This is a genomic window from Terrirhizobium terrae, from assembly GCF_030323265.1.
Lineage (GTDB): Bacteria > Pseudomonadota > Alphaproteobacteria > Rhizobiales > Rhizobiaceae > Neorhizobium.
Genome location: NZ_CP104991.1, coordinates 730581 through 756882 on the forward strand (window position 1 = coordinate 730581; position 26302 = coordinate 756882).

Genomic DNA, 26302 nt, shown 5'->3' on the forward strand with positions numbered 1-26302 from the left:
ATCATCTTGAGACCATCAAGTGAAAGGAATTCAGATGGCTCGAATGCATAACAAAGTCGCGCTGGTCGTCGGGGGAGCAAAGGGTATCGGTCTGGCAATCGCCGAGCGGCTGGCCTCCGAGGGAGCGACGGTCTTCATTACCAGCCGTCGCGCCTCTGACGCCGAGAGAGCAGCCTTAAACATCGGAAAGGGTGCAGTTGGCATCGCCGCCGACGCCAGCTCACCTGAAGACATGCTAAAAGCGGTAGATCGCTTGCGTCAGACGCATGCGCGGATTGACGCTCTAGTCCTGAATGCGGGCATCTCCGAGCCTGCGCAAATAACTGAAGTCACCCTAGATCACTTCGATCGTCACTTCGAAGTCAACGTCCGCGGCACGGTTTTCGGACTGCAGGCCGCCCTCCCAGCGATGGGAGACGGAGGTTCAGCTGTGCTGGTAGGATCAATCGCAGATAATGCAGGAATTCCCTCGTACGGCACTTACGCCGCTACCAAGGCAGCACTTCGCTCCTACGCAAGGACATGGACCGCTGAGCTGGCTCCCAAAGGTATCCGCGTTAACGTCGTAGCTCCTGGCCCCACGGATACAGAGATGATGGCAGCTGTTCCAGACGATGTCCGCGAGACATTGATTGCGCCTATCCCTATGAAGCGGATGGCGCGCCCTGATGAAGTCGCGGCGGCGACGCTGTTCCTGCTGAGCGACGAAGCAAGCTACATCGCAGGTGCCGAACTCTGCGTCGACGGAGGAATGCGGCAAGTCTAGGCTTTCTGGACCATCTTACGTGACAGGGAGGCGGCCCACTCAAGTTCACCGTATGCGGGCCGCCTTAAATTTCACTGCTGAGCAGCTCTAACGCCTTCAAACTCCGGTGCGCGCTGCACCTGCCGGCGCTACATTCAGCACGATCCGCTCCGGCAGGCGATCCGACCCAGCTTCTGCCGCCAAAGCATCAGTGTCATCTGCAGGAGCCGCACTTTATGGGGCGCCCGGAGCTGTAGTCTCACTCGAAACGCCGGGCGCTGCTCCTGCCGCAGCATTGTTAGGACATGGTGCCAGGACCCAACTGCAGAAGCTGGTGTCTACAGCAACATTCTTCTCACCAATCCCGAGGAAGCCACCTACTCCGACGACAACGGCGTTGACGCTTCCATTTTGACTGACGAGCACATCGTTAATCGGACCGATGCTCTCGTTTCCAGCGCCGTAGACCCGCTTGCCTTCGAGATCACTCACGCGCCATGCCCCAGTTTTGGCACGGTGGCGAAAGGGCCCGCAGTCGTTTCGTCGCTCGCGGATGCCTGCTCAACAGGCTTGTCGATTGCGCTGTCGTGTGCCGCGTTAGCGTCCGAAGCCATCGGAACTGGCGTCGTCAGAGCGGTCAACACGGCACCTTCAGCCTGCGCGAGTGCTGCGATAAGGAGAGTTACGGACAGGCTAAGTACCGAGTGTTTATCGGACAGGAATGAAATGGAATGATCCGACCGTGGTTCATTCCAATAACATGACCTTCCAATGACAAAGTCGCGTGATCAGTGTCGTCAGTTTAAAGGCGGCCTTTGCAAAGAAGTCGCGCGGGTCAAGCGATGTTTCCCCTCAGTGGACAGATGCAGACGACGGAGCATTTATTCTCGTCGCTGGACTGCCAACATTGGTGGCAATGAGCACTGTCGCGATATCAACTAGCGAGTGGTACCCTCTTTGGTAGATACGCATGGCAGCCTCGAATAGCATCTTGTCGACGGGTCGGGTTCGGTCGACATCGTAGAACTCAAACCAACGTTGCACTGCTTCAGCGAGCACCGCGGCGTCGGGGGTATCTCCTTCGGGATTTATGCCCGGCTCTCCGAGAGAGGAAATAGTTGAGCTGTCGTGAGCGTCAATGGAAAGACTTACAAGAAGCCAGGTAATTCACCGGTAACGCCTACCGTTACCGCCGGAGCATCAACTGGGCAACTATTATCCGAACGCAGCCGGGACAGTTGCCATCGCCCACGGACAACGTTGGCTTCCATCATCAAGCAAAGCTGAGCCCGTAGACCGCTATTGAAATGTAGACGGCAAAAAGGGCAGCCGCGAAACACGCGAGGAAAATTATAAATCCCTTGCCTATTTTGGCCTTTTTCGCACGGTTGCTCGGTGCCTCAGTTTTGTTCTGAAGGAAATTCTCGTTCTGCGGTCTCACCATGGTTCTCTCCCTGAGTGCGAGTAGAACAGACGAAGAGAAAGATTCTGTTCCTGCCGCCGCATGTTGCAGCGGTCGGAAGACTGGCCCAGAACTGTCGATAGAGCACAAATACCTTTTGACGCTACAGCAGAAGCAGGTCGAAAACGGTGTGATCCTCTCTGACGATCACAGCGGATAGCGCCTCGCCTGGATGATGGCCGAGTGGATCCTAAAGGCCCATCATGGGAAAACTTAGGATTAGCTCGGCGCGAACATGCTGAGTGGTTTTGCATGATCGAGACATCCACCACTGTTCGGACAGCGTTGGCAAACCGCAGCGAATGGAATAGACAGAGATTTCCGATCCTTCGCAGAGAGCCTTGCCATGATGGCGACCGCTTAAACAGATACGCCGGACGGACGCTAGTTTATCGTGCGAGGCCGCCTCCGGCGCAAAAACAATCGATCCCTAGGCCCTGAAGCTGGAGGCGAATAGGTCAAGGAGCGGCCCTCAGCCACGCGCGCTGTCAGGCCCGCAGATGGCGATCCCGCAACTGTGGCAGAAGCCCGACGGCGCGTGGTTGAGGTGTAGGCTGCGCTGGGCGAATGTGGCCATGTCTGGTGGAAAAATGGCAGTCCGGATCTTATTCGCTGCCGAGTGAAGAAAACGACATATGCCGCGTGCTTCGCGAATCTGGCGGGCCTGGAAGAACAGCTCCGGTCTGTACGGCGTGGACGCCAGTTACTTATCAGAGGCCGGCCAATCGTTGGCAGGTTCATCGAGGACAATCTGCGGCGGCGCATGTCCTCGTTCGGGATCGCTATCGTTTGCGAGCTTGAGCTGCTCGATCGATTTCAAAAGTTCTGAAATCACGTCTTCCCGTCGCGCACCCGTCGTCACAGCACGCTCGACTAAGCTCTCCACGGCGTCTGAAATCTCACCTCGCCAGTTATCCATTCTGTTTTCTCCTTTCCAATTTCAACTGTGCCGACAAACTTATCGCCTCGAAATCCGCATGGCGCCAATCTCACAGATCGTGCGCTGGATTGTAGCCAGTTGCTTTTCAGCGATGTCGGCTGAGACTTCGATTTCGCCTTCCAGTGGTGTGTTGTCGCGGGCATACGATAGGAGAAAACATCCTCCCGAGCGCAGCGAGCCAGTCGTGTCCGCGTCATGAGCGGCCTCAATGAAAATATCCGGTCGGGGAGCACCACGCTTCTTTACCAGGTGGTCGACAACGAGATCGGCAGCTTCGCGCGTTTCGAAGATCGCGCGGATTGTGGTGGTGCTACTGTCAGACATGAGTTCATTCCTTCATCATGACCAAGGATGAACTAATGGCAGCAATAATGGTTTCACGATCAGCGTGTGGATATCTGGAGGTTCACTCGCAGAGTATACCAGCACTTTTGGCGGCAATCCGATAAGCGGCAGCGGCGATGTCGCCGGTGATCATGCCCGATTCCGCCCGAGGGCAGACCTTCCGGGCCTTTCCGGCATCAGTTGGCCGACAATCTGCGGAGCATCGAGGCATTGCAAAAGTTCCCTCTACCAGCGGAACGATGGCGCCAACGGCCGGAACGTTTACTGTGCATCAATGGCTGTCTCATCCTAAGGGCACGTCATGCGTTACTAAATCAGCGTATCGGCTCGATCCAGCGGATCCTTTTGGAAAAGCAGGGCGGTCGACTGGTACGGTTGACAAATAACAGGACGACGTTGACGTTGCGAGGAACTTTGCGAAAACGGGGTGATAGGTCTTTCCTCTCGCACGGTCATGGCCGCTGCGCCGGTCGAGTTTCTCCAATCTCCACTGCCAGTCTGAGCTGCACTGTTGTTCTTGGTACGTTGGCGTACAGGAACCGTTCGCTTCGACCGCGATTTAACTTCATGCTGGTGTGGTACTTGCTTCACCTTTCGCACCATTTCTACAATCGATGGAGGACGACATGGCAACTGCCAAGACACTCGACGACCTGTTTCTCGACACTCTGAAGGACATCTATTTTGCCGAAAAGCAGATCCTGAAAGCTCTACCGAAGATGGCACGCGCATCACAGTCCGAGGAAGGTAAGGACGGCTTCCTGCAGCATCGCGAGGAAACCCAGGGCCAGATCGATCGGCTCGAACAGGTATTCGAGCTTCTAGGCAAGTCGGCACGCGGCAAGACCTGCGAAGCCATCCAGGGCATCATCGCCGAAGGCGAAGAGATCATCGAGGAATTTAAGGGATCGCCCGCGCTTGATGCCGGTCTCATCTCGTCTGCCCAGGCCGTGGAGCATTATGAAATCGCGCGCTACGGCACTCTCATTGAGTGGGCCAAGCAGCTCGGCCTGAAGGATGCAGTGCCGCTCCTCGAGCAAAACCTGTCGGAAGAGGTGGCGACCGACAAGAAGTTGACGGCACTGGCAAAAGCTTCCGCCAACGACAAGGGCAAGAAAGCTGCCTGATTAACCGGAATGACGAGAGGCCGCCCGCAAGGCGGCCTTTTTCTGTTTCCTAAACATGAGGACGGGCAAATGGCCAAGAAGACACAATCATCAACCGATCAAGTTGCCATCCACGATCAGAGACTCTCGCGCGGTAACGGCGGCGAGCTTCATCAGACAGCGGAAGACGGCTTCGAAGTGCTGACGACATCGCAAGGCGCTCCGGTCGCCGACGACCAGAACACACTACGTGTGGGTCCACGAGGCCCGGCTCTAATGGAGGATTTTCACTTCAGGGAGAAGATCTTCCATTTCGATCACGAGCGCATTCCCGAGCGCGTCGTCCATGCGCGCGGTTATGGGGCCCACGGCTATTTCGAGACATACGAGACTCTTGCAAAATACACTCGGGCAGACGTCTTCCAACGTGCCGGCGAAAAGACCCCGGTCTTCGTTCGCTTCTCGACGGTTGCCGGCAATAAGGGATCGGCCGATCTCGCGCGCGATGTGCGTGGCTTTGCCGTGAAGATGTACACCAAGGAAGGCAACTGGGATCTAGTCGGCAACAACATACCTGTCTTCTTCATCCAGGATGCGATCAAGTTTCCTGATCTCATCCATGCGGCCAAGCAGGAACCCGACCGGGCGTTCCCGCAGGCCCAGACCGCCCATGACAATTTTTGGGATTTCATCAGTCTCACACCTGAAAGCATGCACATGGTCATGTGGATCATGTCGGATCGGACAATCCCGAGATCGCTACGCTTCATGGAAGGCTTTGGGGTCCATACTTTCCGGTTCATCAACGACAAGGAAGAACCCACTTTTGTTAAGTTCCACTGGAAACCGAAGCTCGGCCTGCAGTCTGTCGCCTGGAATGAGGCAGTCAAAATCAATGGCGCGGATCCAGATTTCCACCGCCGCGATCTGTGGCAGTCGATCCAATCTGGCAATTTTCCGGAATGGGAGCTCGGGGTTCAGCTCTTCGATCAGGACTTCGCCGATAGCTTCGATTTCGACGTCCTAGACCCGACCAAAATCATCCCCGAAGAGGTGTTGCCGGTGAAGCCAATTGGGCGGTTGGTCCTTGATCGTATGCCGGACAACTTCTTCGCCGAGACTGAGCAGGTCGCGTTCATGACACAGAACGTTCCGCCGGGCATCGGCTTCAGCAACGACCCGCTGCTTCAAGGTCGCAACTTCTCTTATCTCGACACACAGCTTAAGCGGTTGGGCGGCCCGAATTTTTCCCACCTGCCGATCAATGCGCCCAAGTGTCCCTTCGCGCATTTCCAGCAGGACGGCCATATGGCAATGCGCAATCCGGCCGGGCGGGTGAATTATGAACCGAACTCTTTCGGAGAAGGTCCGCGAGAAAGCAAGTCTCGTGGTTATCGCCATTTTCCGGCGGAAGTGTCCGGTACCAAGGTGCAGCTTCGTCCTGAAAGTTTTGCGGATCACTACAGCCAGGCCAGACAGTTCTTCATCAGCCAGACACCGCCAGAACAGCGGCATATCGTGATGGCGCTCACCTTCGAACTCAGCAAAGTCGAAACGGTCGCGATCCGCGAGCGCATGGTTTCCCATCTGCTCAACATCGATGAGACCCTCGCGTCCGAGGTCGCTCATCGGTTGGGGATGGCCGCTATGCCGAAGGCAGCTCCGGCGGCCGTGGAAACACGACAAGATCTTGAGCCGTCCCCAGCGCTCAGTATCGTTGAGCGTGGACCGAGACGTTTTGAAGGCCGCAAGCTTGGCGTTCTTGTCACCGACGGTGTCGATGCGAAACTCTTGAAGGCTCTGATGAGTGCAGTCTCGAAAGAGAATGGCTTGGTCGAGCTCATCGCACCGAAGGTTGGCGGGGTAATGGCATCCGACGAGAGCTTCATCGAGGCGCACCATATGATCGACGGTGGCCCCTCGGTGCTCTTCGATGCTGTTGCACTCCTCCTATCTGAGGCAGGTGTTGAAGATCTGCTCAAAGAGGCAACTGCACGGGATTTCGTGGCGGATGCATTCCAGCATTGCAAATTCATCGGCTACAACGAGGGCGCCCTACCATTGCTCGAGAAGGCCGGTATCGCGAAGGACGTCGACGAAGGTGTTCTGGAACTCTCCGGCGGAACGACTTTGACAAGTTTCGTCGAAGAGCTAGGCAAGCTTCGCGTCTGGGGACGTGAGCCGTCAGTAAAGCTCGGCTCGGCATCGGTGCCTGGAGCTTAAACACAATTACACGGCGCGGGTCATGGGCTCGCGCCGATATCGTTGACGCCGATATCGCTGTAAGGACGGCCGCCTCATTCGCCGTAAGATGCGCGGTGCGGCGCCCCTTTAGCGATCACCTGTCATGCGAGCCAGGTGCAGCGGAAGAATCCGCGGCCGCGTAGGGCCAGCATCGTACCCTCGATCTGCTTTTCTTCTTTGGCAGGAACCCACCCAAAGAAGCCAACATTCTCCGCCCTCTGTTCCGTTGCGCGGTGCCGCGCCGAGCTATCAATCGCTGTTCGCGGCTCTTATCGGATCGGCAGTTTGAGGATAACAAAAATAGGTGGCGAGGATGTCTTCGTTTTCCGGCAGGGAGGTTCAAATGGACAAAACGTGAGGAATGGACGGCCCGTCGTGCTTACGAGCTGTAGGAGCAGGCTGGACAGCCTGAGGGCCAGGAGCACGAGCCACCGGTCCAAGGCCGGCGCAGAATGGGATGCTCGAGCCAAGGCATTTGAACCTGAACGCCCATCATGGGACGACGAAGAATGAACCCAATATAGATGCGTAGGCGGGTGATCGACTTCACCCGCCTTGCAGGTAAATTCGTACTGAAGTCAGATATCTCAACCTTGGTGCAGCCGAAGCACGTCGCGAAACTTAACAGTATCAACAATAACGCCGTTGTCGTCGGTCAGCTCAAACGATTGCCCATTGATCTCCTCTCCATTCAGCACGCGCTGGGACAAAAGCTCGCGAGCTGAGCGAACGGCTTCCGTACGTGCGGTTTGGACGTCCTGGAACTCGGCACCCTCCGGATCCTTGGACAACCGATCTCCGTCTCGAATATGGAAATAAAGCCGGATCATCTATCACTCCCTTATAGCCCCTGCATAACTTGAGAAAGCCTCATAGGTTTCCTACAAACCTTTGTTTTATGGATATCTCTGTTTGTCGCGCTAGGTAGCTGGATGGATGCACGCTTGGCACCGGAGCTGATCATGAGCTGGACGACGAACAGAATCCTATCGATGCTGTCTGACGATGTCGTCACGCGGCTGAAGCTACATCTTGAGCCAGTCGAATTGCAGCAAGGCGAGTACTTGTTTCAAGCCGATCAAAAGCTGCGCCATGTGTTCTTTTTCGAAGGGGGACTATCATCGGAGATCGCTGGCAGGAACGGTGACAAGACCATCGAAGTCGGATGCGTAGGTCTGGAAGGCTTTTCGAGCGTTCCGGCGGTACTCGGTGTAGACAGCACGCCCCATTTCGCCTTCATGCAATGTGGCGGCCCCGCATTGAGGATCGAAGTCGAGGCTCTTCGCTCGGCGATGGCAGAGCGTGGCTCGCTGCGCGAGCTTCTTACACGCTTTGCACACGTCTTCCTGATACAAGTCGCCACAACCGCCCTCGCCGATGGTCGTTATGGTGTCGAGAAGCGGCTTGCCCGCTGGATCCTGATGGGCCGTGACCGCATCGGTTACGAGTTGCCGCTCACACATGACTTTCTGGCACTGATGCTCGGCGTCCGCCGCCCGAGTGTCACGGACGCGTTACATCGTCTAGAGGGCAACCACGCGATCAAGGCAGAGCGCGGTCTCATTCTCATCAAGGACATCGAAAAGCTGAAAGAGCTAGCCGGCCCAATCTATGGCATCGCAGAGAAGGAATACGAGCAGCATATCCGGCACGATTGGCGCTATTAGCCCGGCCCCGGAAACCGGGGCCGGGCTAATCGTTGCGATCGGCTAGCCGTGGGGTCGGATCACGACTTTCATGCATCCATCGGTCTTGTCCCGAAACGTCTTGTAGGCTTCTGGCCCATCTTAGAGACTGATGCGGTGGGTGATGAGAAAAGACGGGTCAATCCTGCCCGCGGTGATCAGATCCATCAGCGGCTTGAGGTACTTCTGAATCGGTGTGCAGCAATGGCAGTACCACCTTGCGATAGGCATTGAACGCGAGCTCGGCCTCGAAAAAATCGGCAACCGCGAACCACCCAAGTTCGGAATGCTCGTGTCCCAACAAGCGCGCAGTTCCGCCGTGCCAGACAGGTACCCTGAAAATATGAAAAGGCGACTTTCGCTTCCGATCGTCGTCTTCATAGAGCGTGGCCACGTGATCAAAGGCGCGGGGCGTCAGGCCCACTTCTTCTTGGCATTCGCGCACAAGAGCGACATCAAGCTCCTCACCCTTTTCGACATGACCGCCGACCAGATCCCACTTGTTCGCAGACCATTTTCGATGGGCTGCGCGCCTCACGAGCAGCACCCGTCCATTGTCGATAAACGCCGCGCACACAATCTCCGCCATCCGCAAACCTTTCAACGCACCATATCGACAGGGAACCCGAAGGCAGCAGGCGGTGTTCCACGCTGTCAATGACAGCGATGGGGTTTGGATGAGTGAGACTGTGGGCACAATCAAAGAAATCTGGCGCTATCCCGTATCCTCGATCGGTGGTGAGTATCTGGATACGGCTTCGGTCGGCGATACGGGGATCGACGGTGACCGCACGCACCTGCTGGTCGATCTCGATACCGGCGAGGTCGCTTCACCGGAAACGACACCACGTTGGCGCCCCGCACTGATGCTGTCGGCATGCCGATCTGGCAATGACGTACTGGTCTCATCAAGTACGTGGAGAATGGAGCAGATCGGCCCCAGCCTCGACGCCGCACTGAGCGAATATATGGGTTTCCGCTGCGGCGTTCGGCCTAAAGGTGCTTTCCTCGAAGGTTACGGGTCCGAGGCCCTTAATCTGCAACCGCGATATGGACTCGCGCCACTACACTTTCTTACGACGAAGAGCCTTTCAGCTTTGGCGTTACTGTTACCAGGTTCCATGATAGACCACCGGCGTTTCAGACCGAACATCGTCTTCGAGACAGAGAGTCATGAAGAGGATTGGCTGGGTCGAGGCTGGGCTTGCGCCTCGGTCCGGGGAACGGTCACAGAACGGACCAAGCGTTGCGGCCTAACCATGGTGGCACAGCCGGGCCTGCCTGAAGAACCGGAAATCCTGCGGACAATCGTCAGGCAGCGCGCCCGATGCCTTGGAGTTTATGCCTCCGTTACACGGGCTGGGAAGCTATCGGTCGGCGACAACATTGTGCTTTCCTGACCCAACGCAGTAATCAGAGAGTTATCTGCATTTTCTGTTGCCGCAATGATCGCCTTGGAAACGATGCCTCCCATGTCGCGTGCACTCGTGATTCCCTGAATGAAAGGGAGCTTGTGCAGCAAGAAAGGGACGGAAACACAGTAGAGGTTTCTTGATACGGGTTGATCGATGATCGGCCGAAATACGTGGTCGACATCAATCCCACCGGTACGTTTCAAACTAGCGGACATCTCTGCTGATGTCTCCGTCGCCGCCTCCCTGACCAAGCCCGGACGCTTCATGCTCGGGAACGGGAGATCGGAGGCGGAAGCCGCATCCTGTCCTGTCGCATCGATGAACGCCGCATAATAGGTCCGACGCCCTTCGATAGTGATCGTCACGCCTGGAATGCTCTCCGAGCGATCGATCTCGTAATCGGTGCCGAGCGCAATGATATCGAGCGTTCCGGCGTTGTGGAGCGCAAGCAGACGCTCGATGGATTCGTGCGGGACCGTGGCGTAGTCATCGACAAACACCGTCTTGAAATGTTTATGAAAGCGCTTCAGATCCTCGGCATCGAGATGTGGAACGGCGCGTGCTATCACTTCGTGCATGCGAAGGATCGTGTACCTCCACTGAACCGTGATCTTCTCCACCTTGTTTTTCTTCGCCGCGGCAAGGTTTCGAGCCGCTGCAGTGAATTGGTCCAATGCCTCCCGCCTGCGAAAGTATCGGTCAGCGATGTCCTCTATCGTTGCAAACCCCAATCCGATCGATGAGGCATAGTCCGGGTCGGCAGCACCGAGCTCCGCCTTGAACAACTCGAACACGTTATCCAATAACCCTGCCCGTCCCTGAGAAATTAGTGTATCAACAGCCTCAGGCGTACAATATTGGAGAGGGTCGTACGGTATCGGGCAGTAGAAGTCTGCTTCCGGCAAGAGTCCCTTGCGAGACATCATCGTCATGTGAAGCCCGTCGGTGGCCGGCCGGTATGAAAGCTGGCCTTGCTCATCACGGAGGAAAACGCCGTGAGCGGTGGCAACGGTTACAGCAGCATCAATGCCGCTGAGTGACGTTCCAAGAATGCCGACTACGACTGGTCCGATGCGCTTTATAGCGCTAGCGGGCCAAGGCGAGATGAAGTAACCCGGCTTTACCTCGGTGTTTTCCGGCCAGTCATGACCAGTCGCCATGACGACATGGTCGAAGTTTTCCGTGCTTTCCGGTTCATCACCTCCGAGAGCGACCAGTGCGACGTGAGATTTCTCCAGGCGAATATCGGTGATCTTGGTGCTCGCCTTGATGATCACGCTATGGCCGCGGGCTTTCGCCTGATCGACCAGCTTCCAGAACTGGGCTGCCAGAAACTCTCCGAGCACGACGCGGGGATAAAATTCGCGCTCACCGATGCTTACCCGTTCAAGGCCTAGCTGCTGCAGGGCGGCATCAGAATGTCCACTCAGCCACTCAATGAGGGTATCGACGATACGGGGGATTTCGATGCTCGCGATGTTGGCAAGCATAGCCTTATCATTGACCGCCGGATGATAGGGCGTGCCCTTCCCGGGATCTGGGAGCTCTTCGAAGACAGTGATCGTCAGCGGTTGCTGAGAGGCTACGAGGCCCTTGAAGGTGTAGATGCCGGTGGGACCGGATCCAATGATGGCGATACGTGTCATGAGACTCGACGAGCTTGTTGTGATGGAAGGCCGGACAGAACGGCTTAACGTCTGACAGGTTCCCGATCAGGCCATCAACCGTGCGGTATCGTACAGCCCCTGAAGACTCCGGGGTCAGGAGCGCCTCGTGATTTAAGCATTCCCTATCGATCGTCGGCTTCGACGTGAGCCGGCAAAAATGCGTCGCACACCAATCAGGAACTTTCAGCCAATGTGACGGTTCTCCTGAGGTTACACGAACCAAAACATCACCTTTGATCAGATATGGCGGGCCATCCTTTTGCGCCTGACGGGTGACGCACCGCAACCTATCGCCCGCCTTGGTCATCTATACAAACGGAGACAAATATGACCCTTGAAGGCAAGAAGATCGCGATCCTGCTAGCGCCTCGTGGCACCGAGGAACCGGAATTTATTGAGCCGAAGCACGCCGTCGAAGCGGCTGGCGGCTCGGTCACCGTCATCGGCGTAAAAGCCGGCAGCGTGCAGACCGTCAACAATGACCTCGACCCGGGTTCAAGCTTCATGATCGACAAGGCCATTACCCAAGTCTCGGCCTCCGAGTTCGATGGCTTGGTCATACCGGGCGGTAGCGTCGGAGCAGATACATTGCGCGGCAACGCGCAGATCGTATCCTTCGTCCACGACTTCTTTGCCCAACAGAAGCCAGTTGGCGTCATCTGCCATGGTCCGTGGATCCTTGTAGAGGCTGACGTGGTCAAAGGGCGCACGCTGACCTCTTATCCGACGGTGTCGACCGACATCCGCAACGCCGGCGGCACTTGGGTCGACCGGGAAGTTGTGACGGACAAGGGACTGGTCACCAGTCGCAACCCTGATGACTTACCGGCTTTCTGCGCCAAGATCATCGAGGAATTTGCTGAAGGTCGTCATCCAGCACAGGCGCGCAGCGCATAGTCGCGACGTTTGCGGGCGCCGCGAGGTCCGCTTTCCCAGTTTCTGAGTTCAAGGAGGAAAAATGACCAATTATCCAACACCGCCATTTGACACACCACGCCAGGACATGCCCGGGACGACGGAAGCGATGTCTCCCCTGCCCGATCATGGCGAAGAGAGCTACCGAGGCTCGGGCCGCTTGTCAGGAAAGAAAGCGGTGATTACCGGCGGCGACAGTGGCATCGGGCGCGCCGTCGCGATCGCCTTCGCTCGCGAAGGCGCCGATGTCCTGATTTCATATCTGCACGAAGATCAGGATGCTGAGGAAACAAAATCCTGGGTCGAGAAGGCAGGCCGCAAGGCGATTTTTGTACCTGGCGACATTCAGTACCCTCCACACTGCAGAGACATCATTGAAACAGCGGTTTCGCAGCTTGGCGGGGTCGATATCCTCGTCAACAACGCGGCTCACCAGGCGAGCTTCAGCGATATCGGAGATATTTCGGACGAAGAATGGGAGATGACGTTCCGCACTAACATCCATGCGATGTTCTATCTGACGAAGGCCGCCGTGCCACACATGAAACCCGGCAGTGCCATCATCAACACCACGTCCATCAACGCCGATAGTCCAAGCCCGCATCTGCTCGCATATGCCACAACGAAAGGCGCGATTCAGAATTTCACGGCGGGCTTAGCTCAGATGCTGGCCGACAAGGGCATTCGTGCAAATTCGGTCGCGCCCGGCCCGATCTGGACGCCTCTCATTCCATCCACCATGCCGGATGAAAACGTCAAAAACTTTGGCAAGCAGGTACCGATGCAGCGTCCCGGCCAACCCGCCGAACTTGCAACCGCCTACGTCATGCTTGCCGATCCGCTGTCGAGCTACGTATCGGGCGCGACTATCGCGGTCACCGGCGGCAAGCCAATCATCTGATCTAGGGAGGAGAAAATGGCCAAGCCACAAGACGACGCGAAAGGTCAGTACGCACCGTCACAGGCGGATCGACACGCGACCGGGGTCCATAGCGCCAAGCCGATGGTTGTGACCGGTTCGGAAGACGCAACGATCAATCGGTCACCGCCGAGCACAACAGATGAGAAGGATTTCGATCTGAACTACGACCCGACGGAAAGCAGCGGTAAACCCGTGGTACCAGACTAAGGTCCTGCAGATCTCGGTCCAGTTCACGCTGGATCGAGTTCACTTGGGCGGCCGACACTTCAGGAAGATCATCCGTTTTGAATTTCCATACTCAGCTAGGCCGATTGCTCACTGGCGTTGAACCGCTATACCCCCTCGGATAATCGACAAAAACATAGGCAACCCCATTTTCATCCCGTTCATCGTCTTAGGCTTTTCGATTGCACCAAGAGCTCCGGCGAGATCATCGAGAACGTCCCTGTTCCTGCCGCTTGCGAGTACGGAGGGGATCCCTGTGGCAGCAAGCCTTTGGCCGACCTACTGTCTCCACTCTGCAGAGATGTCTGAAGAGGCATGCATTTACTTGAGGGAAGCCAGACATCTGTCTATCAGCATATTGCGCAGGGCACCACAATCGCATGCCGAACTCAGCTATTGCCCTCCCCCATAAAGTCAGTCACGATCCTCGGAAGCGACCTAGGGAACAGCCGATGTCGCTGTCGTTCCAAGACCTTGCCAGATTCGAAATGGTCGAAGCGCGCTGGGACGGGTCCGGAACGATAGGCGCCTCTGCTCGTTTTCGCTGACAGTAACAGCGAGGCGGAACAGAAACGGAAAATGCATCAAAACAACTTGCGGATCAGTATCGCCGGCTTGGAGGTCGCCGCGTAGCCGTAATCGACGACAATCTGGGATCGTCACGCGACTGGGATGGCGATCCGCCGGAGGCCGAGCGGTTTTGGACTGAGAGGATCGCAACTCTGTCCGACCGTGAGCGACGCGATGTCGAGACGTTTCTCCCGTCACTCAATGACGAGACAGACGAGCCCAACGGCCGGTGATGTGACGCCTATGAAGGTCGACCAGATTGTCTTCAAGCCGAGTGGCTGGGTCCCGAACAATCCACGGCTTCCTGTCCTTGTCTACCGAGTGCCTGAAGCCGCGGATGATTTCTCAGGCCTATTCTCTCAAAACAACTGGAGCGGGATTTGGATCAACGGGATTTTTGACTATCAGCACTATCATACGGGAGCTCACGAGGTGTTGGGTGTTGCTCGCGGCACAGCTAGGCTTCTCATAGGCGGCCCGGCTGGTAAAGAGTTTGCGGTCAAAGCCGGCGACTGCCTTGTCCTTCCAGCCGGAACGGGGCATCAAAATTTAGGATGTTCGGAGGATTTCGCGGTGGTCGGCGCCTACCCGCCCAACCAGCACGCCGACATTCAGGTCTCGGCAGCGAACGATGACATGCTTTCTCGCATCGCGTCCGTGCCCTTACCTATGTCGGATCCAATAGAAGGACGATTGGGTTGCCTTTTGAAGCTTTGGCGCTGAGCAAGTCTATGATTGGGCTCTCCAGAAAACGAAAAGGTGATCCGCCCGATCGCGCGATATTGGAGGATAAGGCGGGCAGAATGTCAGAACGATCTGCTTTTTGATCTCTTTCATCGGTAGCGACTAGGCTGGAAGTGGTTGGGTGGTCTTATGCCTTACCGCTTGCTTCCCTATCCCGAACAGGATTGGATGATTTGCTTCTCGATCCGAGAAAGCGCCGTGCAGATGCATCAAGAATTCCTCCCGCTCGAAGCTATCACGAAGTCTAGGCGCGAGTTATGAATCAATGAATGCAGAATTACTAAAATAGATTCCATCAAAACGCCAAGCCTCAATTCGGCTTGGTGACTAGTGAGACAAAGGGGTCGAACGGGTCTGACCGTACAATTTAACTGCACGTAGGTGTGCCGCCGAGTGATTTGACAGTGCGTTGGGTGGGCCAGTACGTCGGATTGCGGTCTATTTCACGACCGCGTCCCTGTTGCTGCTCTGGTTTTTAACTGGAGACGCAGTAGTGGTTGCGGAGTGGTCCATGGCTTTCGCGAGGCCAGCCACTACGCGGTCATCGGTAAACGGCTTCGTGATCACATCAATAGCACCTTCCAGCCCGTGGCCAATCTCGGAGGGGTTTCCCGTAACGAAAATCACCTTCATATGATGTCGGTCCATCAGCCGCCTTGCCAACAGGCCACCATTATCACCACTGGCCAGTCGAACATCAACGAGCGCCAATTCTGCCCTGGAGGCGTGAGCTAGTGCTTGGTCGACCGTCGCGACAATGGCAACGACGTCGTGGCCAGCAGCATCAACAATACGCTCGAGCTCAAGCGCCACGAGCAATTCGTCTTCGACAATCATCACATTCATGCAAGGCCCTCCCGGCTATGCATCTAGATAGAGGCGGCGGGCGAAACAGAAAGGAGCTAAAACAGGATTTGTGGTGCGGACTTCCGCGACAGCCCACCTGAAAAGCGATCGCTGTTATTCTCACACCTGATGTGAGGATGTCTCGGCGTTGGAGGTTGCGAGGGGAGATAAGTTGCTGTGCAGGCGTACCGCCGCGAGCCGGGCGAGCATGCATGTTGCTGGATGTATGAAGTGACCGGCCCGCAGCGATCCGACGAATATATCAGCCAAACCGCAAGAAGCCAAAAAGAAACCCGCCTTAGGGGGTAGCTGGGGTACTTGGGGAGGAAGCAGCCGCTCTTCTGATCAGAGCGTTCGACGTTGAGCATGACAATGCCGATGGACTGATCGCGGCACTTCAACAGCATACGGAAGAACGTGGGAACCACGTGCAAATCGGATCAACGAGCATACCGTCGAAAGATGATTAAGCGGGTACGCCTGCGCGGAGGCTCGATGCCTGCCAAATCGACCGTTCCCAAAACACAGTTACGCTTTCGCTATCATCCGCCATCATCTGGTTCGTCTCGGGCCGCTTTGAAGTTCGCCATAATCCGAAGCGTGGCAAACGTCACGATCGAAAGAACGATGGCGGTGTCATAGGCTCCGAGCCCGACCGCGGTACCGATCGCACCCGTCGCCCATATGCTTGCGGCAGTGGCTGTCCCGCGTGTTCCAAGCTTTCCCACAAGAATGGCTCCGCCGCCTATAAACCCGACACCATTGATGATGCCTTCTACGATGCGTGCCGTCGCCTCGGCATTTCCAACAGTAACGGTCTCCGCAGCTTGCACGAACCCGCAGGCGGCGATAGCGACAAGAGGAAAGGTGCGCAAACCTGCGCTTCGCTCGTTTTTCTCACGATCCCAAGCGATCGGCAGCGCAAGGACATATGCGATAAGTAGCGCGATCAGGTGTGGGACGATGTTGAGTTCCACACCCATAGAAGCCAACCACTCGCTCACGTCTGCTCCTTCCTGAAGGCAACAACCCGGTAAATGTAATAGCCGACCAAAATGATCAGGACGGCGGTCGAGACGGGATCCACAAAGTCCTGGATGACGCTGTAAGCCTGTCCCAGCAGATATCCAGCCAATGCCAACGCCGCCGTCCATACGAGGGTGCCAATCGACGAGAAAAAGAAACGTCCCTAGTGGCATGTTGGCGACGCCGGCGGGAACGGAGATGAGCGTCCGCACCGTGGGGATGAGTCGCCCTAGCATGACCGAAGAGTTTCCGTGCCGCTTGAAGCGGTCAGACGCAGCATCGACATCGGACGGCGACATCGTGAGCCACCGACCATGCCTATCCGACAGGCGACGAACGCCATCATGGCCGAGCCGACGACCAAGATAATACCAGGGGAGCGTACCGAGCAGAGAACCCGTCGTTCCAGCGGCGATCACGACGAGGATATTCATGTCCCCGCGCGTTGCTAAATAACCCGCAAGAGGCATGATCAACTCGGACGGTATTGGCGGGAAGACGTTCTCAAGGAACATGAGGAAGCCGATCCCGAACGGGCCAAGGCGCTGCATCATCATTTGCACGAAAGCTTCCACGATGGCACCTAACTAGCGAAGGCGTAGGGACCGCCCTTCTCAAGCGCTTTGATATAGGCAGGTCGGGCATGGATGCGGCCCAGCCATTCCCTTATGGCTGAGCGGCCTTCACCCAGCTTCCCTCGCACATGAGCCGCCTCAAGTGGAAAGCTCATCATGATATCTGCAGCGCTGATCTGGTCGCCCGCAAACCAAGGTCTCGCATTGAGGTGACCCTCGATAAAACCGAGATGCGTGTCCAGCATAGGCTGAACACGCTTTGTCGCGACGCGGCCGACGTTCGGGATCTTGGATACCACCAGCAGTGCAAACAAGACAGGCATCACCGAGCCCTCAGCATCATGAAGGAACTGACGGTACAGCAGAGCATCGATCCCGGCATCCGGTCCGAACCGTCCATCCGCTCGCTCGACGACATACTCGCAGATTGCACCGGTCTCGACCAAGACGCTTTTCTCATCTGATGCGCATCTTCTAAAATCGGCGATTTTCCGAGCGGATGGATCGCTCTCAGGTCCTTGGGCGCGGACATGTCGGAGTTCCGGCGATAACCCCGGATCTCATAGTCAAGGCCGAGTTCTTCAAGCAGCCACAGAATGCGTTGTGATCGGCTGTTGTTCAGATGGTGAACAATCAGCATGTTTGCTCGTGCGATCTCTTCATCCATATGGCTCGCCACGTCCGTCAGAAAGTAAAAGCGTTGCCAAAATGCGCTCGCTGTAAGCGGAAATAGGACGAGGACGGAGATCGGAGCCGATTTGCGTCGTCAGCCTGCAAAACCCGATTATCTCTGCCAAGTCCTAAACCAATGAAATCTGATCTTCTTTGTGCAGCATTTCGATCTCCTCTGTGACGCCAGAAAACGACATCGGCGATCGAAAGTTCCATGCTTTGATCAACACTGGATCTATCGTAGCCTTGTCCAGGTTCTCAGCGCGACGGACGAAACTGTACCCGCCAGCGTAGAAACGATGGCGGTAGGCGCGATGAAAACTAAACGACTATAACGTCGATGGCTGGTCGTCACGATAACGCCGGCGATTTTTCAAGTTCTTTGCGTTCTCAGCCTCGCGCTTCAGCCACTCTCGGGTAGTTGCTGATGGATCACCGTCAAAGCTTTGCCGACGCTGCAGCTTGCCACGGCGGAGAACTATGCCAGTGAAGATGCCGATTGCACCGATCAGAAAAACGGCGAGGGCAATCATTGGAAGGTAGGTTGCCGGTGTCATCGCTATATTCAACCCGCAAGTCTGTATTCAGACGCCGTTACAAGCCTGGCCGACCCGAGAGCTTTTTCGAAGAGTTCCCGCGCTTCATCAGGGGAAGCCAGGCCATCAAGCGCACGAAGGATGCAGGCATCAGCGGCAGCGAAGTTCAGGTCTTTCCTATGCGGCCAATTGCTCATCAAAAAACGCCGGGCTTCCAGGGGACCGAAAACCAGTTTCCCTCCGGCAACCACGGGCTTGTCCCAAATCACGTTCTGCATTTTCGTCTTTCCTATGCTTAGGACTTTAGTCCTGATGCGAAACTCACAGCGAAAGCAGAGGTTCCAATAGCTCGTCGAAAGGAGTTCGTCGCAAAGGCACTTATCGGCCTTACCTACCGAAGAGCGCCAATATGGAAGACTGCACGGCTAGACATGCCGAGCAACTTGACCGGCTCTTAACATCCGCAATTTCTGCGGACGAAGAGCGTTCAGTCCAGACAGCCTAGACCATCACGCCGGCCAGACAATCCGCATCTGCCGCTTGAGCCCCTCGTGGGTTAAAGACCGCGTGTCCGCCGAGGCCGCAAACAAGTCTTGCGTGTGCATCAGATCGTAAACGCGATCTCCCCCGTTCTGCGGCGGCATCCTGCAGCGCTTATCCCAAACGAAATGCCGCCCAACGATATGGCATGTCTTTATGTCTGCCGAGTGGCGCACACGCGCGAAGCGTGCTGTGAAGGACACTCTCGCAAGGGGCAGGCTCCCTACAACCGTACAAACCGACATGAAGGGGAACCGGAAAGTTTCGCGAACGTTTGAGCGACACCAACAACAGTGTTCATCGGAGGTCTCTCATGGGTCGCGGTATTCTTCTTTGGCTTCTGGGCGTGCCGTTGCCGATCGTCATCCTCCTCGTCCTCTTCATGCGCTAGGAGAGTGACATGCCCCTCTATCAATCTGGCGTATCCGATGTCGGCGTTGAATCCTCGGTGCCTGCCCTCAGTTGGGGGCCAGTCATAGGTGGTGCCATCGCCACGTCGGCGACTACCCTCATTCTACTTCTTTTAGGCGCTGGAGTCGGCCTCACCATGTTATCTCCATGGGCGGGAGAAAGCGCCTCGTTCACCACCGTAAGCGTTACAGCCGCAATTTGGTTCGTCGTTGTACAATGGCTCGCTTCTGCCCTCGGCGGCTATTTGACCGGCCGGCTTCGAACAAAATGGGCCGGGGTCCATACGGATGAGGTTTTCTTTCGCGACACCGCACACGGCTTTTAAGCTGGGCACTCGCGACTGTGGTTGTCGCAGGGCTTGCTGGATCCGCATTTACGACACTGGTTGGCGGTGGAGGTCAGGCACTGACGTCTGCAGCCACGACTGCGGTAGCGGCCGGGGCTTCTTCTACGGGTAAAGAAGACAACGCAAGCATCAACTCAACCACCGGCTATTTTACCGACGTTTTACTTCGCCCACAGGATCTCAGGAATCGCGCGCAATCTGACAATGCCGCCGCGGCTACCGAAGTCTCTCGAATCCTGATCAAGTCCGCCGCAGCAGGCGAAATGTCGGACAATGACAAGACCTATCTAACCGCATTCGTAGCGTCTCGAGCCGGGCTCACACCCGACGAAGCGACGGCGCGCGTCAACGCTGTGCTTGAACAGATAGAACAGGCCAAGGTCGAGGCGCAGAAAGTTGCAGACGAGACCAGAAAGTCTGCAGCGACAACTGCAATGCTTGGCGCGCTATCGCTTCTCGTCGGCGCTTTCATTGCGTCTGCGGCCGCGGCCTTAGGCGGCAGACAGCGGGATGACGAAGAAAGTGCTATGATGAAGGACGTCTAACCGCCTTTCTTTTCAATGGTCGGCGTGTGCGACATGCCGACTGTTGTAGTTTGAGCGTTAAGACCCCTTAACCGTAGTGGCGGTTCCTTGCCTCGTCTTGCTGCGGTAACTCTGAGCTAGGATGGTCTTCCTTTTCGCTCACGCCTGCAACGACATTCGACTTAACACTCTTTCACCCGCTGCAATTGGGGTATTGGATGACAGCACCACCGTCGTTCACGGATTTCGTCAAAAACGTCGTCAGCGATGCCCGTGCGATCACACCACGGCCCGCGGTCGAACTCGGTATCCTGCACAGCTTCTGCCTCGATGCAGCTCAAGCGCGCCGGCCGCAGTTGGTTGACTTTCTTACGAGCCCTGGTGGTCTGGCTGCACTGTCGGCTGCATTGGCACAATTGCCTGACTTGATCCGGCAAGCTGATGTTGATGGAGCGACATGGGAGTTCGTCCGCAACGAAGCCGCGGGTGGTTCTGAAGCGCGCTAGGATCACTCCTCTTCAGCGACCGCAATCAGCTTTTGTTTCCGGCGAGGAGTTCATTTTACCGGCTCGCTACCCGCGGGGCATTTCACTCGAAGGCGCCTTCACCTGTCGCCATTGACCGACGTGTTCGAGCACCGTATCGCCTGCCGTCCTCAGAATGCTCGGGTCGTGCCAGACAAACCATCCGCCAACGACAAGCGCGGCGATCAAGGCCCCGCCGACCAGCTTTCGTATGATGAAGACGACCACCCAAAGCACGGCCAGAATCACGGCGCCCGTTATCAGCACCGAATAGAAGTCATCCGGCAGGTTCGCTTCGATCACAGTCACGCCTCTTCAGCCATTGGCTCACGATGACGCATGTCGAGGTCTTATGGCCAAATCGAGACGTAGGTTGCGTGTTTGATCTAGGGGCCTCAAGCACCTGCAGGATGCGCCCTCAACTTTTCCGGGAACCGCATCCCGCTTTCTCGGTTGAGATAGGGTCAGTAGGCAAATAACGGAGAACAAGAATGTCCTACAATGTGCTCATCGTAGAAGACCAGCCTTTGATCGCGCTCAACCTCGAGGGCGCGATCACTGAACTCGGACACCATTCGGTCGGCATCGCATCCAACATGTATCAAGCTCTCATGCTTGCCGAAAACATCGACATGGCATTCGTCGACGTCAATCTGGAGGATGGACCGACGGGCCCGATCGTTGGACGGACGCTCGCGGAGGCTAATGTGGCCGTGCTTTTCATGACCAGCGATCCAGGCGCATTGCGTGGCGGCGTTCCGGGTGCTCTCGGCGTGATGAGAAAGCCGGTGATGGATCTGGAGCTCGTCGAAGCGATCCAGTATGTCGCCGACCGCCGTAGCGGTAATCAAGAGGTTGCTGCGCCGAAACCGCTAACGCAGTTCGACGACGAAAATATCTCTGCAATTTAAGGAACTATCGCTGAGAGCCGCCGGAACAACTTCCATCTCTGGCGGGTTCAGCGTCCATGAAAAATCACAGCCTCGTCGCCCTCGCCCTCACCTTACTCAGCACCGCGGCCCATGCGCAGAATATCACTGCCGACATGGTCAATTCGGCCGCGATCAGTGCAATACCCATCGAGCGCCCGCCTGAGATTTCCAAAGAGCCTGATCCCGCGATTGTGCGGTTGCAGGTGCTGCTTGATCGGGCAGGATCCTCACCCGGGGTTATTGACGGCTTCTACGGAGAGAATGTCAGCAAGGCGATTGCAGGCTTTGAGGCGATGACTGGCCTGCCGGTCGATGGGAAACTCGATCCGGAAGTAATCGCCCGGCTAGAGCGCGACCAGCCGCTTGTCGGCAGCTACGAGATCACTGAGGACGATGACAAGGACATCGTGAAGTCCATTCCGGAGGACTATGCCAAGCAGGCGACCATGGATCACCTTGGGTTCACCAGCGTGGCAGAGAAGCTGTCGGAACGCTTCCATATGGACTTTGATCTCTTGAAGGCTCTCAATCCAGGGGCCCAATTTTCCGCCGGCGATACTGTCTTCGTCACGGCGCCGGACCGGCCTCGGGAAGGCAAAGTAAAGCGCATCGAAGCCCATGCTCGGTCAGGCCAGGTCTTTGCCTATGACGAGGCGGACAAGATCCTCGCCGTGTACCCGGCCACGATCGGCAGCGATGACAATCCATCGCCATCGGGCACCCATAAGGTCAACGGTGTCGCGCGCATGCCGAAATATACCTACAATCCGAAGGTCAACTTCCAGCAGGGCCAGAACAAGAAGGTCCTGAATTTGCCGAGCGGTCCCAACAATCCCGTCGGCACGGTCTGGATAGATCTGTCTGAACCAACCTACGGCATCCATGGTACGCCGGAGCCCAGCAAAATCGACAAGGCCGGGTCGCATGGTTGCATTCGTCTTGCGAACTGGGATGTGGAGGAACTGGCGGCGATGGTGAAGCCGGGCGTCACGGTCGATATCCTGCCGCAGGAATGATCCTCAGGCTCGCTGCAGCGGAACCTTTGCCTGTTGTTGCGGATTGAGCACGCAATGAAGAACAGTGCCGACCACAAATACCCCCGCGCCACCCGCCAGCAGAATATCCGCGCAATGCTGATAGTCGGTACCGTCTCTGTGGCCGTCTGTGCAATTGTCTTTCTCGCGCAACTGACCATGGGTTTGCCGGACGAGCCGCCAGGCAGTCACCATGAAGCCACCACGAAATCCAATCCATAGGGAAACCCGATGAGCACAGGCAGCAAGGCCCGTTCTGGAATGTACACTAATGTCGCGGCCATTCTGGTGATTGGTCTCGTCATCGCGGGCGTTTACACATTCGTATTGAAGCCCGGCGAAACGCGTGACGCACCGGCTGTAGAGGCGGTCAATCCGAACGACTGAGGCCTTAAAGCCGTCAGGCTATCGAGTTGATTTTCAATCGCGCTTCGGCCCTGCCCAACTCAGTGGCGGAAATTCGCGCGACCTGCCCAGTTTCTCTGGCTTTCGATGACAGAAACCGCTGCAACTCACGAGAAAAAGGCGGCATTGCTGCCGCCCTCCTCAATCGCAACCAGCGCCAGTACATCCGTGGTCGCCGTTCGCAGATTTACAACGATCATTTCTTCAGCTTGTCGTAGTCGAACTTCGGAGCCTTCGAGAGGTCGTCCTTGTTGGTATCGACGTATGCTTTCCAGGTGCCGTTGTCATCGGCCAGCGCCATAGAAGCGGGGTCGATAACAACATAGCTGGAGCCCAAGCCGAGGAAACCGCCGACGCTGGCGATCACACCGATCACCGACTTGCCATTGCCGATGACGACGTCCGAGATTTCGCCGACCTCTTCGTTTTCCTTGTTGTAGATATTCAGTCCTACCAGGTTTGACGTCACAAGGTCGGTATCCTTGATTTCGACCGTCTTGAGCGGTGTCGTTGCAGCCATCCCCATCGTGATGCCGGGGCCAACCATGGTCGCATCTGCGCCTGACGCAGCGACACCCGGAGCGGCTGGCTGCTCGCCAGAAGCCGCGGGCTGTTGCGCGAGGGCAGCAGTGCTCATCGAAGCGAGAGCGAACGCAGCAGCGATAATGGTCTTCATGAAAGTTTCCTCGTATGTTATTGTTCTCACGGAATTCCGTGGCGCCAAGGAACGACCAACTGCATTGATGGTTCCGAATTTTCTTTGCCGGGACTCACGTCTCCATGAGCGCTGATTGCGAACCGCATTGGCGTTCTTGGTGCGCATCGAATGCCTAAATGCTCTCCTCTACGAAGAGAGCTGAGTTCTTGCTGGTTGGCGTTGTGGATGGCCAGCCGCATGACGAGGAATTCGTTTCCTAGAGATCGTCAGCAGTTATCTTCTCCCGACCGCACGTATAGAAAGCCCGATGGCTCGCAGACGTTCTCGCAACTGAAACGTGCCTCCAGCGTTAGAGCGCGAATACCGGTTGGGATATCGGATTGGAGGTTGCCATGGGCAAGAAGCTTTTCAGCGTCTACGAAGTCCTGGTCCAAGGTCTTGGCCGAGGCCTTTCGGGATATGATCTCTACGACTTCGTGATGCGCAGGTGCAAGGCATCGTCGAATAAGCGTATTTGCCGCGCGTCATTGCTTGCCATGTCCGACGACCGCGTCCCAGACCGGAATGTACTCGAGGGCATCTACTCCATCGCTGCGGATAGCCGCTTGCGTTGTTCAGGCTGACGATACCCCTATGGGTGAGGATAACCACATGCGTGATGAGCCGAATGGATCCGACACGGAGCTGCACGAAATCGTCGAGGCAAAGCTGACGTCAATGATGGTCGAAATGGCGGATGGGGACTGGAGCACGGCTGAGGTCGCTCTTGCGATGCGGGACGTGCTGAAGACCAAATGGCTTGACGAGATAGAGGCGCTTCAGGCGGCACGAGAGGAGATGCCTGGAAACTTCGTTTCCGATGGAAACGAAGGCTGACATCCCCCAGAAAGATAGAAGGTGAAATACATGGCAGCGACTTATCATGTGATCGCGCTCAGCTCTAACGATCCCGACGGTGAAGATACGCGCGGCGAACCGAAGCTATCGTATCCGGATGCGCTGAAAACCGCGGAGGAACTCAAAGCGCAAGGCAAAGCCTTCCGAGTGCATGTCTTGGGAGAGCAGTCCGCCGGGCGGGGACAGCGATTTCTCGATCTGGGTGCCCTTATGTAATCGTCATTTGAGCACTACGTTCTCACTGCTACGTGATGGAACCTCAACTAATTGAGAAGACGTTGTTTTTCTCGAAACCAATCATCTCTGCGAATGTTCTCCCACTGTGAACAAAACAAAATTGCAGGAGATACGATATGAAAAAGGTTCTCGCACTCGCCGCTATGATTTCGGCCTCGACATTCGCCGCTGGCGCTTATGCACAGGACACGAGCGTGACGGCTCCTGCGCCGTCGGCATCCGACATCACCATCGTAAATGTTGCGAACCCGCCCGCCTCGGGTAGCGGCACGACCCCGCCAGTTGAAGTGACCTCTCCGACCCCGGAACTGACCAAGGCCGCGCAGGAACAGGTCCAGTCCGACCCGGCATTGATGGAGGCGCTTGAGAAGGACAACGTCCAGATCAACAATGTGGTCGCTGTTCAGACTGCGGCCAATGGCGGCAAGACGGTTTACGTGAAGTAAGTCTCCTTACTTTGATCATCGAAGCCGGGTCCAAGCATGGGCCCGGCTTTTCTTTAGCCGACGAGCCGATCAGGTCGCGCCTTGATCGTTCTCCGAGTTGAGATCCTCTGGGCGAATGCCCTCGCCTTCATTCTTCGATGACCGTCCAGAAGCCCCAACCCCGCCTCCGTGATCGGCAGACCACGTCTGAGGGATTCCTGAGGAAGATCCGTGCTCTTCGCTCGCTTCCCGCCGGTGTCTTTCATGTTCACCGTCAGGCCGTCCTTCGGCTTCCCATTTTGCATAGGCTGCCTCGCGAATTCTGTTCTCGTCAGACATTTTTCACTCCCTTGACGTTTTGAGGAGAGACACTCATCGGCCTCTCTCAGGATGATGAACTACGTCCGCGATCGCCGGTTCCCCGGTCAGCGATAAGGATTGCTTTAGCTCACGACAGCAACGGAACTGGCCCATATTTGCGACTTTGTAGCCCCGCCTCCGGCACGAAACCAACGACGAACTCAAGCACCTTCGACGATGACATCTCGCAAGGCTTTAGCAGCCAGCGACCTCCGGATAGGACGTAGAGAGTGAAGCTGACAAAATTGCTTCCACCAAGCTCTTCCGCAAATAGCCACGTGCGGCGGCAGTCCTTCGACCGTTTGACGGTCACACCCCAAGCGCGACCGGAGAAAGACCCGACCGTGTAACCGTCGAGGAGCCGACCAA

32 protein-coding genes and 4 pseudogenes are annotated in these 26302 nt (G+C 56.5%); 19 read left to right on the forward strand and 17 right to left on the reverse strand.

From position 1 onward, the window contains the following. Positions 1-34: 34 nt before the first annotated feature. Entirely contained in the window at positions 35-766 is a 732-nt protein-coding gene (locus tag N7E02_RS07535; RefSeq protein WP_286578687.1) for an SDR family NAD(P)-dependent oxidoreductase, read from the forward strand. A 213-nt stretch (positions 767-979) separates the two neighbouring features. On the opposite strand, the gene N7E02_RS29550 is transcribed toward N7E02_RS07535, so the two are convergent. From N7E02_RS29550 to N7E02_RS07545, 3 genes are all read right to left on the reverse strand, one after another. Then, positions 980-1237 carry a PRC-barrel domain-containing protein gene (locus tag N7E02_RS29550; RefSeq protein WP_353622801.1) on the reverse strand — a complete coding sequence of 86 codons (258 nt, stop codon included), beginning with the start codon at positions 1235-1237 and terminating at the stop codon, positions 980-982. A 1673-nt stretch (positions 1238-2910) separates the two neighbouring features. Beyond that, complete coding sequence (locus N7E02_RS07540; protein WP_286578688.1) at positions 2911-3126, reverse strand: hypothetical protein; 216 nt, start codon at positions 3124-3126, stop codon at positions 2911-2913. A 39-nt stretch (positions 3127-3165) separates the two neighbouring features. Continuing rightward, on the reverse strand, positions 3166-3471 hold the full coding sequence (locus N7E02_RS07545) for a hypothetical protein (protein WP_286578689.1): 306 nt from the start codon (positions 3469-3471) through the stop codon (positions 3166-3168). 647 nt (positions 3472-4118) lie between these two features. Between N7E02_RS07545 and N7E02_RS07550 the strand changes: the two genes are divergently transcribed. Both N7E02_RS07550 and katE read left to right on the forward strand, forming a co-directional pair. Next, positions 4119-4619 carry a YciE/YciF ferroxidase family protein gene (locus tag N7E02_RS07550; protein ID WP_286578690.1) on the forward strand — a complete coding sequence of 167 codons (501 nt, stop codon included), beginning with the start codon at positions 4119-4121 and terminating at the stop codon, positions 4617-4619. Positions 4620-4688: 69 nt separating this feature from the next. Then, complete coding sequence (gene katE, locus N7E02_RS07555) at positions 4689-6821, forward strand: catalase (protein ID WP_286578691.1); 2133 nt, start codon at positions 4689-4691, stop codon at positions 6819-6821. A gap of 608 nt (positions 6822-7429) precedes the next feature. Here katE and N7E02_RS07560 read toward each other — a convergent pair. Next, entirely contained in the window at positions 7430-7672 is a 243-nt protein-coding gene (locus N7E02_RS07560; protein WP_286578692.1) for a DUF6894 family protein, read from the reverse strand. Between the two features lie 132 nt (positions 7673-7804). Between N7E02_RS07560 and N7E02_RS07565 the strand changes: the two genes are divergently transcribed. Further along, positions 7805-8509 carry a Crp/Fnr family transcriptional regulator gene (locus N7E02_RS07565; RefSeq protein WP_286578693.1) on the forward strand — a complete coding sequence of 235 codons (705 nt, stop codon included), beginning with the start codon at positions 7805-7807 and terminating at the stop codon, positions 8507-8509. A 42-nt stretch (positions 8510-8551) separates the two neighbouring features. On the opposite strand, the pseudogene N7E02_RS07570 reads toward N7E02_RS07565, so the two are convergent. Together N7E02_RS07570 and N7E02_RS07575 are read right to left on the reverse strand one after the other, a co-directional pair. Beyond that, positions 8552-8725: pseudogene (locus N7E02_RS07570) on the reverse strand (glutathione-dependent formaldehyde dehydrogenase); the annotation flags it as partial. Further along, positions 8667-9116: an NUDIX hydrolase gene (locus N7E02_RS07575; RefSeq protein WP_286578694.1), complete on the reverse strand. Its 450-nt coding sequence runs from the start codon at positions 9114-9116 to the stop codon at positions 8667-8669. The pseudogene N7E02_RS07570 and the gene N7E02_RS07575, both read right to left, overlap by 59 nt. 88 nt (positions 9117-9204) lie before the next feature. On the opposite strand from N7E02_RS07575, the gene N7E02_RS07580 reads away from it, so the two are divergent. Further along, positions 9205-9927 (forward strand): MOSC domain-containing protein, encoded by a 723-nt coding sequence (locus N7E02_RS07580; protein WP_286578695.1) that lies wholly within the window; start codon positions 9205-9207, stop codon positions 9925-9927. On the opposite strand, the gene N7E02_RS07585 is transcribed toward N7E02_RS07580, so the two are convergent. Continuing rightward, positions 9867-11588 carry an FAD/NAD(P)-binding protein gene (locus tag N7E02_RS07585; protein ID WP_286578696.1) on the reverse strand — a complete coding sequence of 574 codons (1722 nt, stop codon included), beginning with the start codon at positions 11586-11588 and terminating at the stop codon, positions 9867-9869. The two genes, N7E02_RS07580 and N7E02_RS07585, sit on opposite strands and share 61 nt — an antisense overlap. A 348-nt stretch (positions 11589-11936) precedes the next feature. On the opposite strand from N7E02_RS07585, the gene N7E02_RS07590 reads away from it, so the two are divergent. From N7E02_RS07590 to N7E02_RS07605, 4 genes are all read left to right on the forward strand, one after another. Next, entirely contained in the window at positions 11937-12506 is a 570-nt protein-coding gene (locus N7E02_RS07590; protein WP_286578697.1) for a type 1 glutamine amidotransferase domain-containing protein, read from the forward strand. A gap of 61 nt (positions 12507-12567) precedes the next feature. Beyond that, on the forward strand, positions 12568-13425 hold the full coding sequence (locus N7E02_RS07595) for an SDR family oxidoreductase (RefSeq protein ID WP_286578698.1): 858 nt from the start codon (positions 12568-12570) through the stop codon (positions 13423-13425). A gap of 15 nt (positions 13426-13440) precedes the next feature. After that, entirely contained in the window at positions 13441-13653 is a 213-nt protein-coding gene (locus N7E02_RS07600) for a hypothetical protein (protein WP_286578699.1), read from the forward strand. An 831-nt stretch (positions 13654-14484) separates the two neighbouring features. Beyond that, the gene (locus N7E02_RS07605) at positions 14485-14964 is read left to right on the forward strand and encodes a cupin domain-containing protein (protein WP_286578700.1); all 480 of its coding nucleotides are present in this window, start codon (positions 14485-14487) and stop codon (positions 14962-14964) included. Positions 14965-15423: 459 nt separating this feature from the next. On the opposite strand, the gene N7E02_RS07610 is transcribed toward N7E02_RS07605, so the two are convergent. From N7E02_RS07610 to N7E02_RS07635, 6 genes and pseudogenes are all read right to left on the reverse strand, one after another. Next, positions 15424-15831: a response regulator gene (locus tag N7E02_RS07610; protein WP_286578701.1), complete on the reverse strand. Its 408-nt coding sequence runs from the start codon at positions 15829-15831 to the stop codon at positions 15424-15426. Between the two features lie 542 nt (positions 15832-16373). Next, on the reverse strand, positions 16374-16814 hold the full coding sequence (locus N7E02_RS07615; RefSeq protein ID WP_286579106.1) for an MgtC/SapB family protein: 441 nt from the start codon (positions 16812-16814) through the stop codon (positions 16374-16376). Between the two features lie 249 nt (positions 16815-17063). Next, a pseudogene (locus tag N7E02_RS29555) lies at positions 17064-17414 on the reverse strand (DedA family protein); the annotation flags it as partial. A gap of 26 nt (positions 17415-17440) precedes the next feature. Beyond that, positions 17441-18072: pseudogene (locus N7E02_RS07625) on the reverse strand (glutathione S-transferase family protein). Positions 18073-18433: 361 nt separating this feature from the next. Continuing rightward, complete coding sequence (locus N7E02_RS07630) at positions 18434-18661, reverse strand: hypothetical protein (protein ID WP_286578702.1); 228 nt, start codon at positions 18659-18661, stop codon at positions 18434-18436. An 8-nt stretch (positions 18662-18669) separates the two neighbouring features. Continuing rightward, complete coding sequence (locus tag N7E02_RS07635) at positions 18670-18918, reverse strand: DUF982 domain-containing protein (RefSeq protein WP_286578703.1); 249 nt, start codon at positions 18916-18918, stop codon at positions 18670-18672. Between the two features lie 662 nt (positions 18919-19580). On the opposite strand from N7E02_RS07635, the pseudogene N7E02_RS07640 reads away from it, so the two are divergent. Together N7E02_RS07640 and N7E02_RS07645 are read left to right on the forward strand one after the other, a co-directional pair. Further along, a pseudogene (locus N7E02_RS07640) lies at positions 19581-20482 on the forward strand (hypothetical protein). 197 nt (positions 20483-20679) lie between these two features. Next, complete coding sequence (locus N7E02_RS07645) at positions 20680-20967, forward strand: hypothetical protein (RefSeq protein ID WP_286578704.1); 288 nt, start codon at positions 20680-20682, stop codon at positions 20965-20967. Positions 20968-21033: 66 nt separating this feature from the next. Here N7E02_RS07645 and N7E02_RS07650 read toward each other — a convergent pair whose 3' ends face one another. Further along, positions 21034-21288 carry a hypothetical protein gene (locus N7E02_RS07650; protein WP_286578705.1) on the reverse strand — a complete coding sequence of 85 codons (255 nt, stop codon included), beginning with the start codon at positions 21286-21288 and terminating at the stop codon, positions 21034-21036. A gap of 188 nt (positions 21289-21476) precedes the next feature. Between N7E02_RS07650 and N7E02_RS07655 the strand changes: the two genes are divergently transcribed. Next, on the forward strand, positions 21477-21896 hold the full coding sequence (locus N7E02_RS07655; protein ID WP_286578706.1) for a response regulator: 420 nt from the start codon (positions 21477-21479) through the stop codon (positions 21894-21896). Positions 21897-21952: 56 nt separating this feature from the next. Further along, complete coding sequence (locus tag N7E02_RS07660) at positions 21953-22933, forward strand: L,D-transpeptidase family protein (RefSeq protein ID WP_286578707.1); 981 nt, start codon at positions 21953-21955, stop codon at positions 22931-22933. A gap of 3 nt (positions 22934-22936) precedes the next feature. Here the strand turns inward: N7E02_RS07660 and N7E02_RS07665 are convergent, their stop codons facing one another. Continuing rightward, complete coding sequence (locus N7E02_RS07665; protein WP_286578708.1) at positions 22937-23146, reverse strand: hypothetical protein; 210 nt, start codon at positions 23144-23146, stop codon at positions 22937-22939. Between the two features lie 36 nt (positions 23147-23182). Between N7E02_RS07665 and N7E02_RS07670 the strand changes: the two genes are divergently transcribed. Both N7E02_RS07670 and N7E02_RS07675 read left to right on the forward strand, forming a co-directional pair. Next, positions 23183-23338 (forward strand): hypothetical protein, encoded by a 156-nt coding sequence (locus N7E02_RS07670; RefSeq protein ID WP_286578709.1) that lies wholly within the window; start codon positions 23183-23185, stop codon positions 23336-23338. Between the two features lie 26 nt (positions 23339-23364). Next, positions 23365-23574, forward strand: coding sequence for a hypothetical protein (locus tag N7E02_RS07675; RefSeq protein WP_286578710.1), 210 nt, complete (start codon positions 23365-23367; stop codon positions 23572-23574). Here N7E02_RS07675 and N7E02_RS07680 read toward each other — a convergent pair. Continuing rightward, positions 23553-24032: a PRC-barrel domain-containing protein gene (locus N7E02_RS07680; protein WP_286578711.1), complete on the reverse strand. Its 480-nt coding sequence runs from the start codon at positions 24030-24032 to the stop codon at positions 23553-23555. The genes N7E02_RS07675 and N7E02_RS07680 overlap by 22 nt on opposite strands. 374 nt (positions 24033-24406) lie before the next feature. Between N7E02_RS07680 and N7E02_RS07685 the strand changes: the two genes are divergently transcribed. From N7E02_RS07685 to N7E02_RS07700, 4 genes are all read left to right on the forward strand, one after another. Then, complete coding sequence (locus tag N7E02_RS07685; protein ID WP_286578712.1) at positions 24407-24637, forward strand: hypothetical protein; 231 nt, start codon at positions 24407-24409, stop codon at positions 24635-24637. A 28-nt stretch (positions 24638-24665) separates the two neighbouring features. Next, positions 24666-24890, forward strand: a complete 225-nt coding sequence (locus N7E02_RS07690; RefSeq protein ID WP_286578713.1) for a hypothetical protein — start codon at positions 24666-24668, stop codon at positions 24888-24890. Positions 24891-24920: 30 nt separating this feature from the next. Beyond that, positions 24921-25127, forward strand: a complete 207-nt coding sequence (locus N7E02_RS07695) for a hypothetical protein (RefSeq protein WP_286578714.1) — start codon at positions 24921-24923, stop codon at positions 25125-25127. A gap of 137 nt (positions 25128-25264) precedes the next feature. Beyond that, positions 25265-25594, forward strand: coding sequence for a hypothetical protein (locus N7E02_RS07700; RefSeq protein WP_286578715.1), 330 nt, complete (start codon positions 25265-25267; stop codon positions 25592-25594). Between the two features lie 69 nt (positions 25595-25663). Here the strand turns inward: N7E02_RS07700 and N7E02_RS29560 are convergent, their stop codons facing one another. Continuing rightward, on the reverse strand, positions 25664-25912 hold the full coding sequence (locus tag N7E02_RS29560) for a DUF2934 domain-containing protein (RefSeq protein ID WP_353622802.1): 249 nt from the start codon (positions 25910-25912) through the stop codon (positions 25664-25666). Positions 25913-26302 lie beyond the last annotated feature (390 nt).

Excerpts from the sequence above, each read along its gene's own strand:
- N7E02_RS07655 (WP_286578706.1), top strand. The coding sequence starts at position 21,477 with ATGTCCTACAATGTGCTCATCGTAGAAGACCAGCCTTTGATCGCGCTC.
- N7E02_RS07680 (WP_286578711.1), bottom strand. The coding sequence starts at position 24,032 with ATGAAGACCATTATCGCTGCTGCGTTCGCTCTCGCTTCGATGAGCACT.
- N7E02_RS07645 (WP_286578704.1), top strand. The coding sequence starts at position 20,680 with ATGACAGCACCACCGTCGTTCACGGATTTCGTCAAAAACGTCGTCAGC.
- N7E02_RS07610 (WP_286578701.1), bottom strand. The coding sequence starts at position 15,831 with ATGAATGTGATGATTGTCGAAGACGAATTGCTCGTGGCGCTTGAGCTC.
- N7E02_RS07575 (WP_286578694.1), bottom strand. The coding sequence starts at position 9,116 with ATGGCGGAGATTGTGTGCGCGGCGTTTATCGACAATGGACGGGTGCTG.
- N7E02_RS07600 (WP_286578699.1), top strand. The coding sequence starts at position 13,441 with ATGGCCAAGCCACAAGACGACGCGAAAGGTCAGTACGCACCGTCACAG.
- N7E02_RS07690 (WP_286578713.1), top strand. The coding sequence starts at position 24,666 with ATGCGTGATGAGCCGAATGGATCCGACACGGAGCTGCACGAAATCGTC.
- N7E02_RS07540 (WP_286578688.1), bottom strand. The coding sequence starts at position 3,126 with ATGGATAACTGGCGAGGTGAGATTTCAGACGCCGTGGAGAGCTTAGTC.
- N7E02_RS07665 (WP_286578708.1), bottom strand. The coding sequence starts at position 23,146 with ATGGTGACTGCCTGGCGGCTCGTCCGGCAAACCCATGGTCAGTTGCGC.
- N7E02_RS07685 (WP_286578712.1), top strand. The coding sequence starts at position 24,407 with ATGGGCAAGAAGCTTTTCAGCGTCTACGAAGTCCTGGTCCAAGGTCTT.
- N7E02_RS07590 (WP_286578697.1), top strand. The coding sequence starts at position 11,937 with ATGACCCTTGAAGGCAAGAAGATCGCGATCCTGCTAGCGCCTCGTGGC.
- N7E02_RS07560 (WP_286578692.1), bottom strand. The coding sequence starts at position 7,672 with ATGATCCGGCTTTATTTCCATATTCGAGACGGAGATCGGTTGTCCAAG.
- N7E02_RS07670 (WP_286578709.1), top strand. The coding sequence starts at position 23,183 with ATGAGCACAGGCAGCAAGGCCCGTTCTGGAATGTACACTAATGTCGCG.
- N7E02_RS07580 (WP_286578695.1), top strand. The coding sequence starts at position 9,205 with ATGAGTGAGACTGTGGGCACAATCAAAGAAATCTGGCGCTATCCCGTA.
- N7E02_RS29560 (WP_353622802.1), bottom strand. The coding sequence starts at position 25,912 with ATGTCTGACGAGAACAGAATTCGCGAGGCAGCCTATGCAAAATGGGAA.
- N7E02_RS07695 (WP_286578714.1), top strand. The coding sequence starts at position 24,921 with ATGGCAGCGACTTATCATGTGATCGCGCTCAGCTCTAACGATCCCGAC.
- N7E02_RS07635 (WP_286578703.1), bottom strand. The coding sequence starts at position 18,918 with ATGCAGAACGTGATTTGGGACAAGCCCGTGGTTGCCGGAGGGAAACTG.
- N7E02_RS07630 (WP_286578702.1), bottom strand. The coding sequence starts at position 18,661 with ATGACACCGGCAACCTACCTTCCAATGATTGCCCTCGCCGTTTTTCTG.
- N7E02_RS07545 (WP_286578689.1), bottom strand. The coding sequence starts at position 3,471 with ATGTCTGACAGTAGCACCACCACAATCCGCGCGATCTTCGAAACGCGC.
- N7E02_RS07565 (WP_286578693.1), top strand. The coding sequence starts at position 7,805 with ATGAGCTGGACGACGAACAGAATCCTATCGATGCTGTCTGACGATGTC.
- N7E02_RS07615 (WP_286579106.1), bottom strand. The coding sequence starts at position 16,814 with ATGGGTGTGGAACTCAACATCGTCCCACACCTGATCGCGCTACTTATC.
- N7E02_RS07700 (WP_286578715.1), top strand. The coding sequence starts at position 25,265 with ATGAAAAAGGTTCTCGCACTCGCCGCTATGATTTCGGCCTCGACATTC.
- katE (WP_286578691.1), top strand. The coding sequence starts at position 4,689 with ATGGCCAAGAAGACACAATCATCAACCGATCAAGTTGCCATCCACGAT.
- N7E02_RS07595 (WP_286578698.1), top strand. The coding sequence starts at position 12,568 with ATGACCAATTATCCAACACCGCCATTTGACACACCACGCCAGGACATG.
- N7E02_RS07550 (WP_286578690.1), top strand. The coding sequence starts at position 4,119 with ATGGCAACTGCCAAGACACTCGACGACCTGTTTCTCGACACTCTGAAG.
- N7E02_RS07605 (WP_286578700.1), top strand. The coding sequence starts at position 14,485 with ATGAAGGTCGACCAGATTGTCTTCAAGCCGAGTGGCTGGGTCCCGAAC.
- N7E02_RS07535 (WP_286578687.1), top strand. The coding sequence starts at position 35 with ATGGCTCGAATGCATAACAAAGTCGCGCTGGTCGTCGGGGGAGCAAAG.
- N7E02_RS07660 (WP_286578707.1), top strand. The coding sequence starts at position 21,953 with ATGAAAAATCACAGCCTCGTCGCCCTCGCCCTCACCTTACTCAGCACC.
- N7E02_RS07585 (WP_286578696.1), bottom strand. The coding sequence starts at position 11,588 with ATGACACGTATCGCCATCATTGGATCCGGTCCCACCGGCATCTACACC.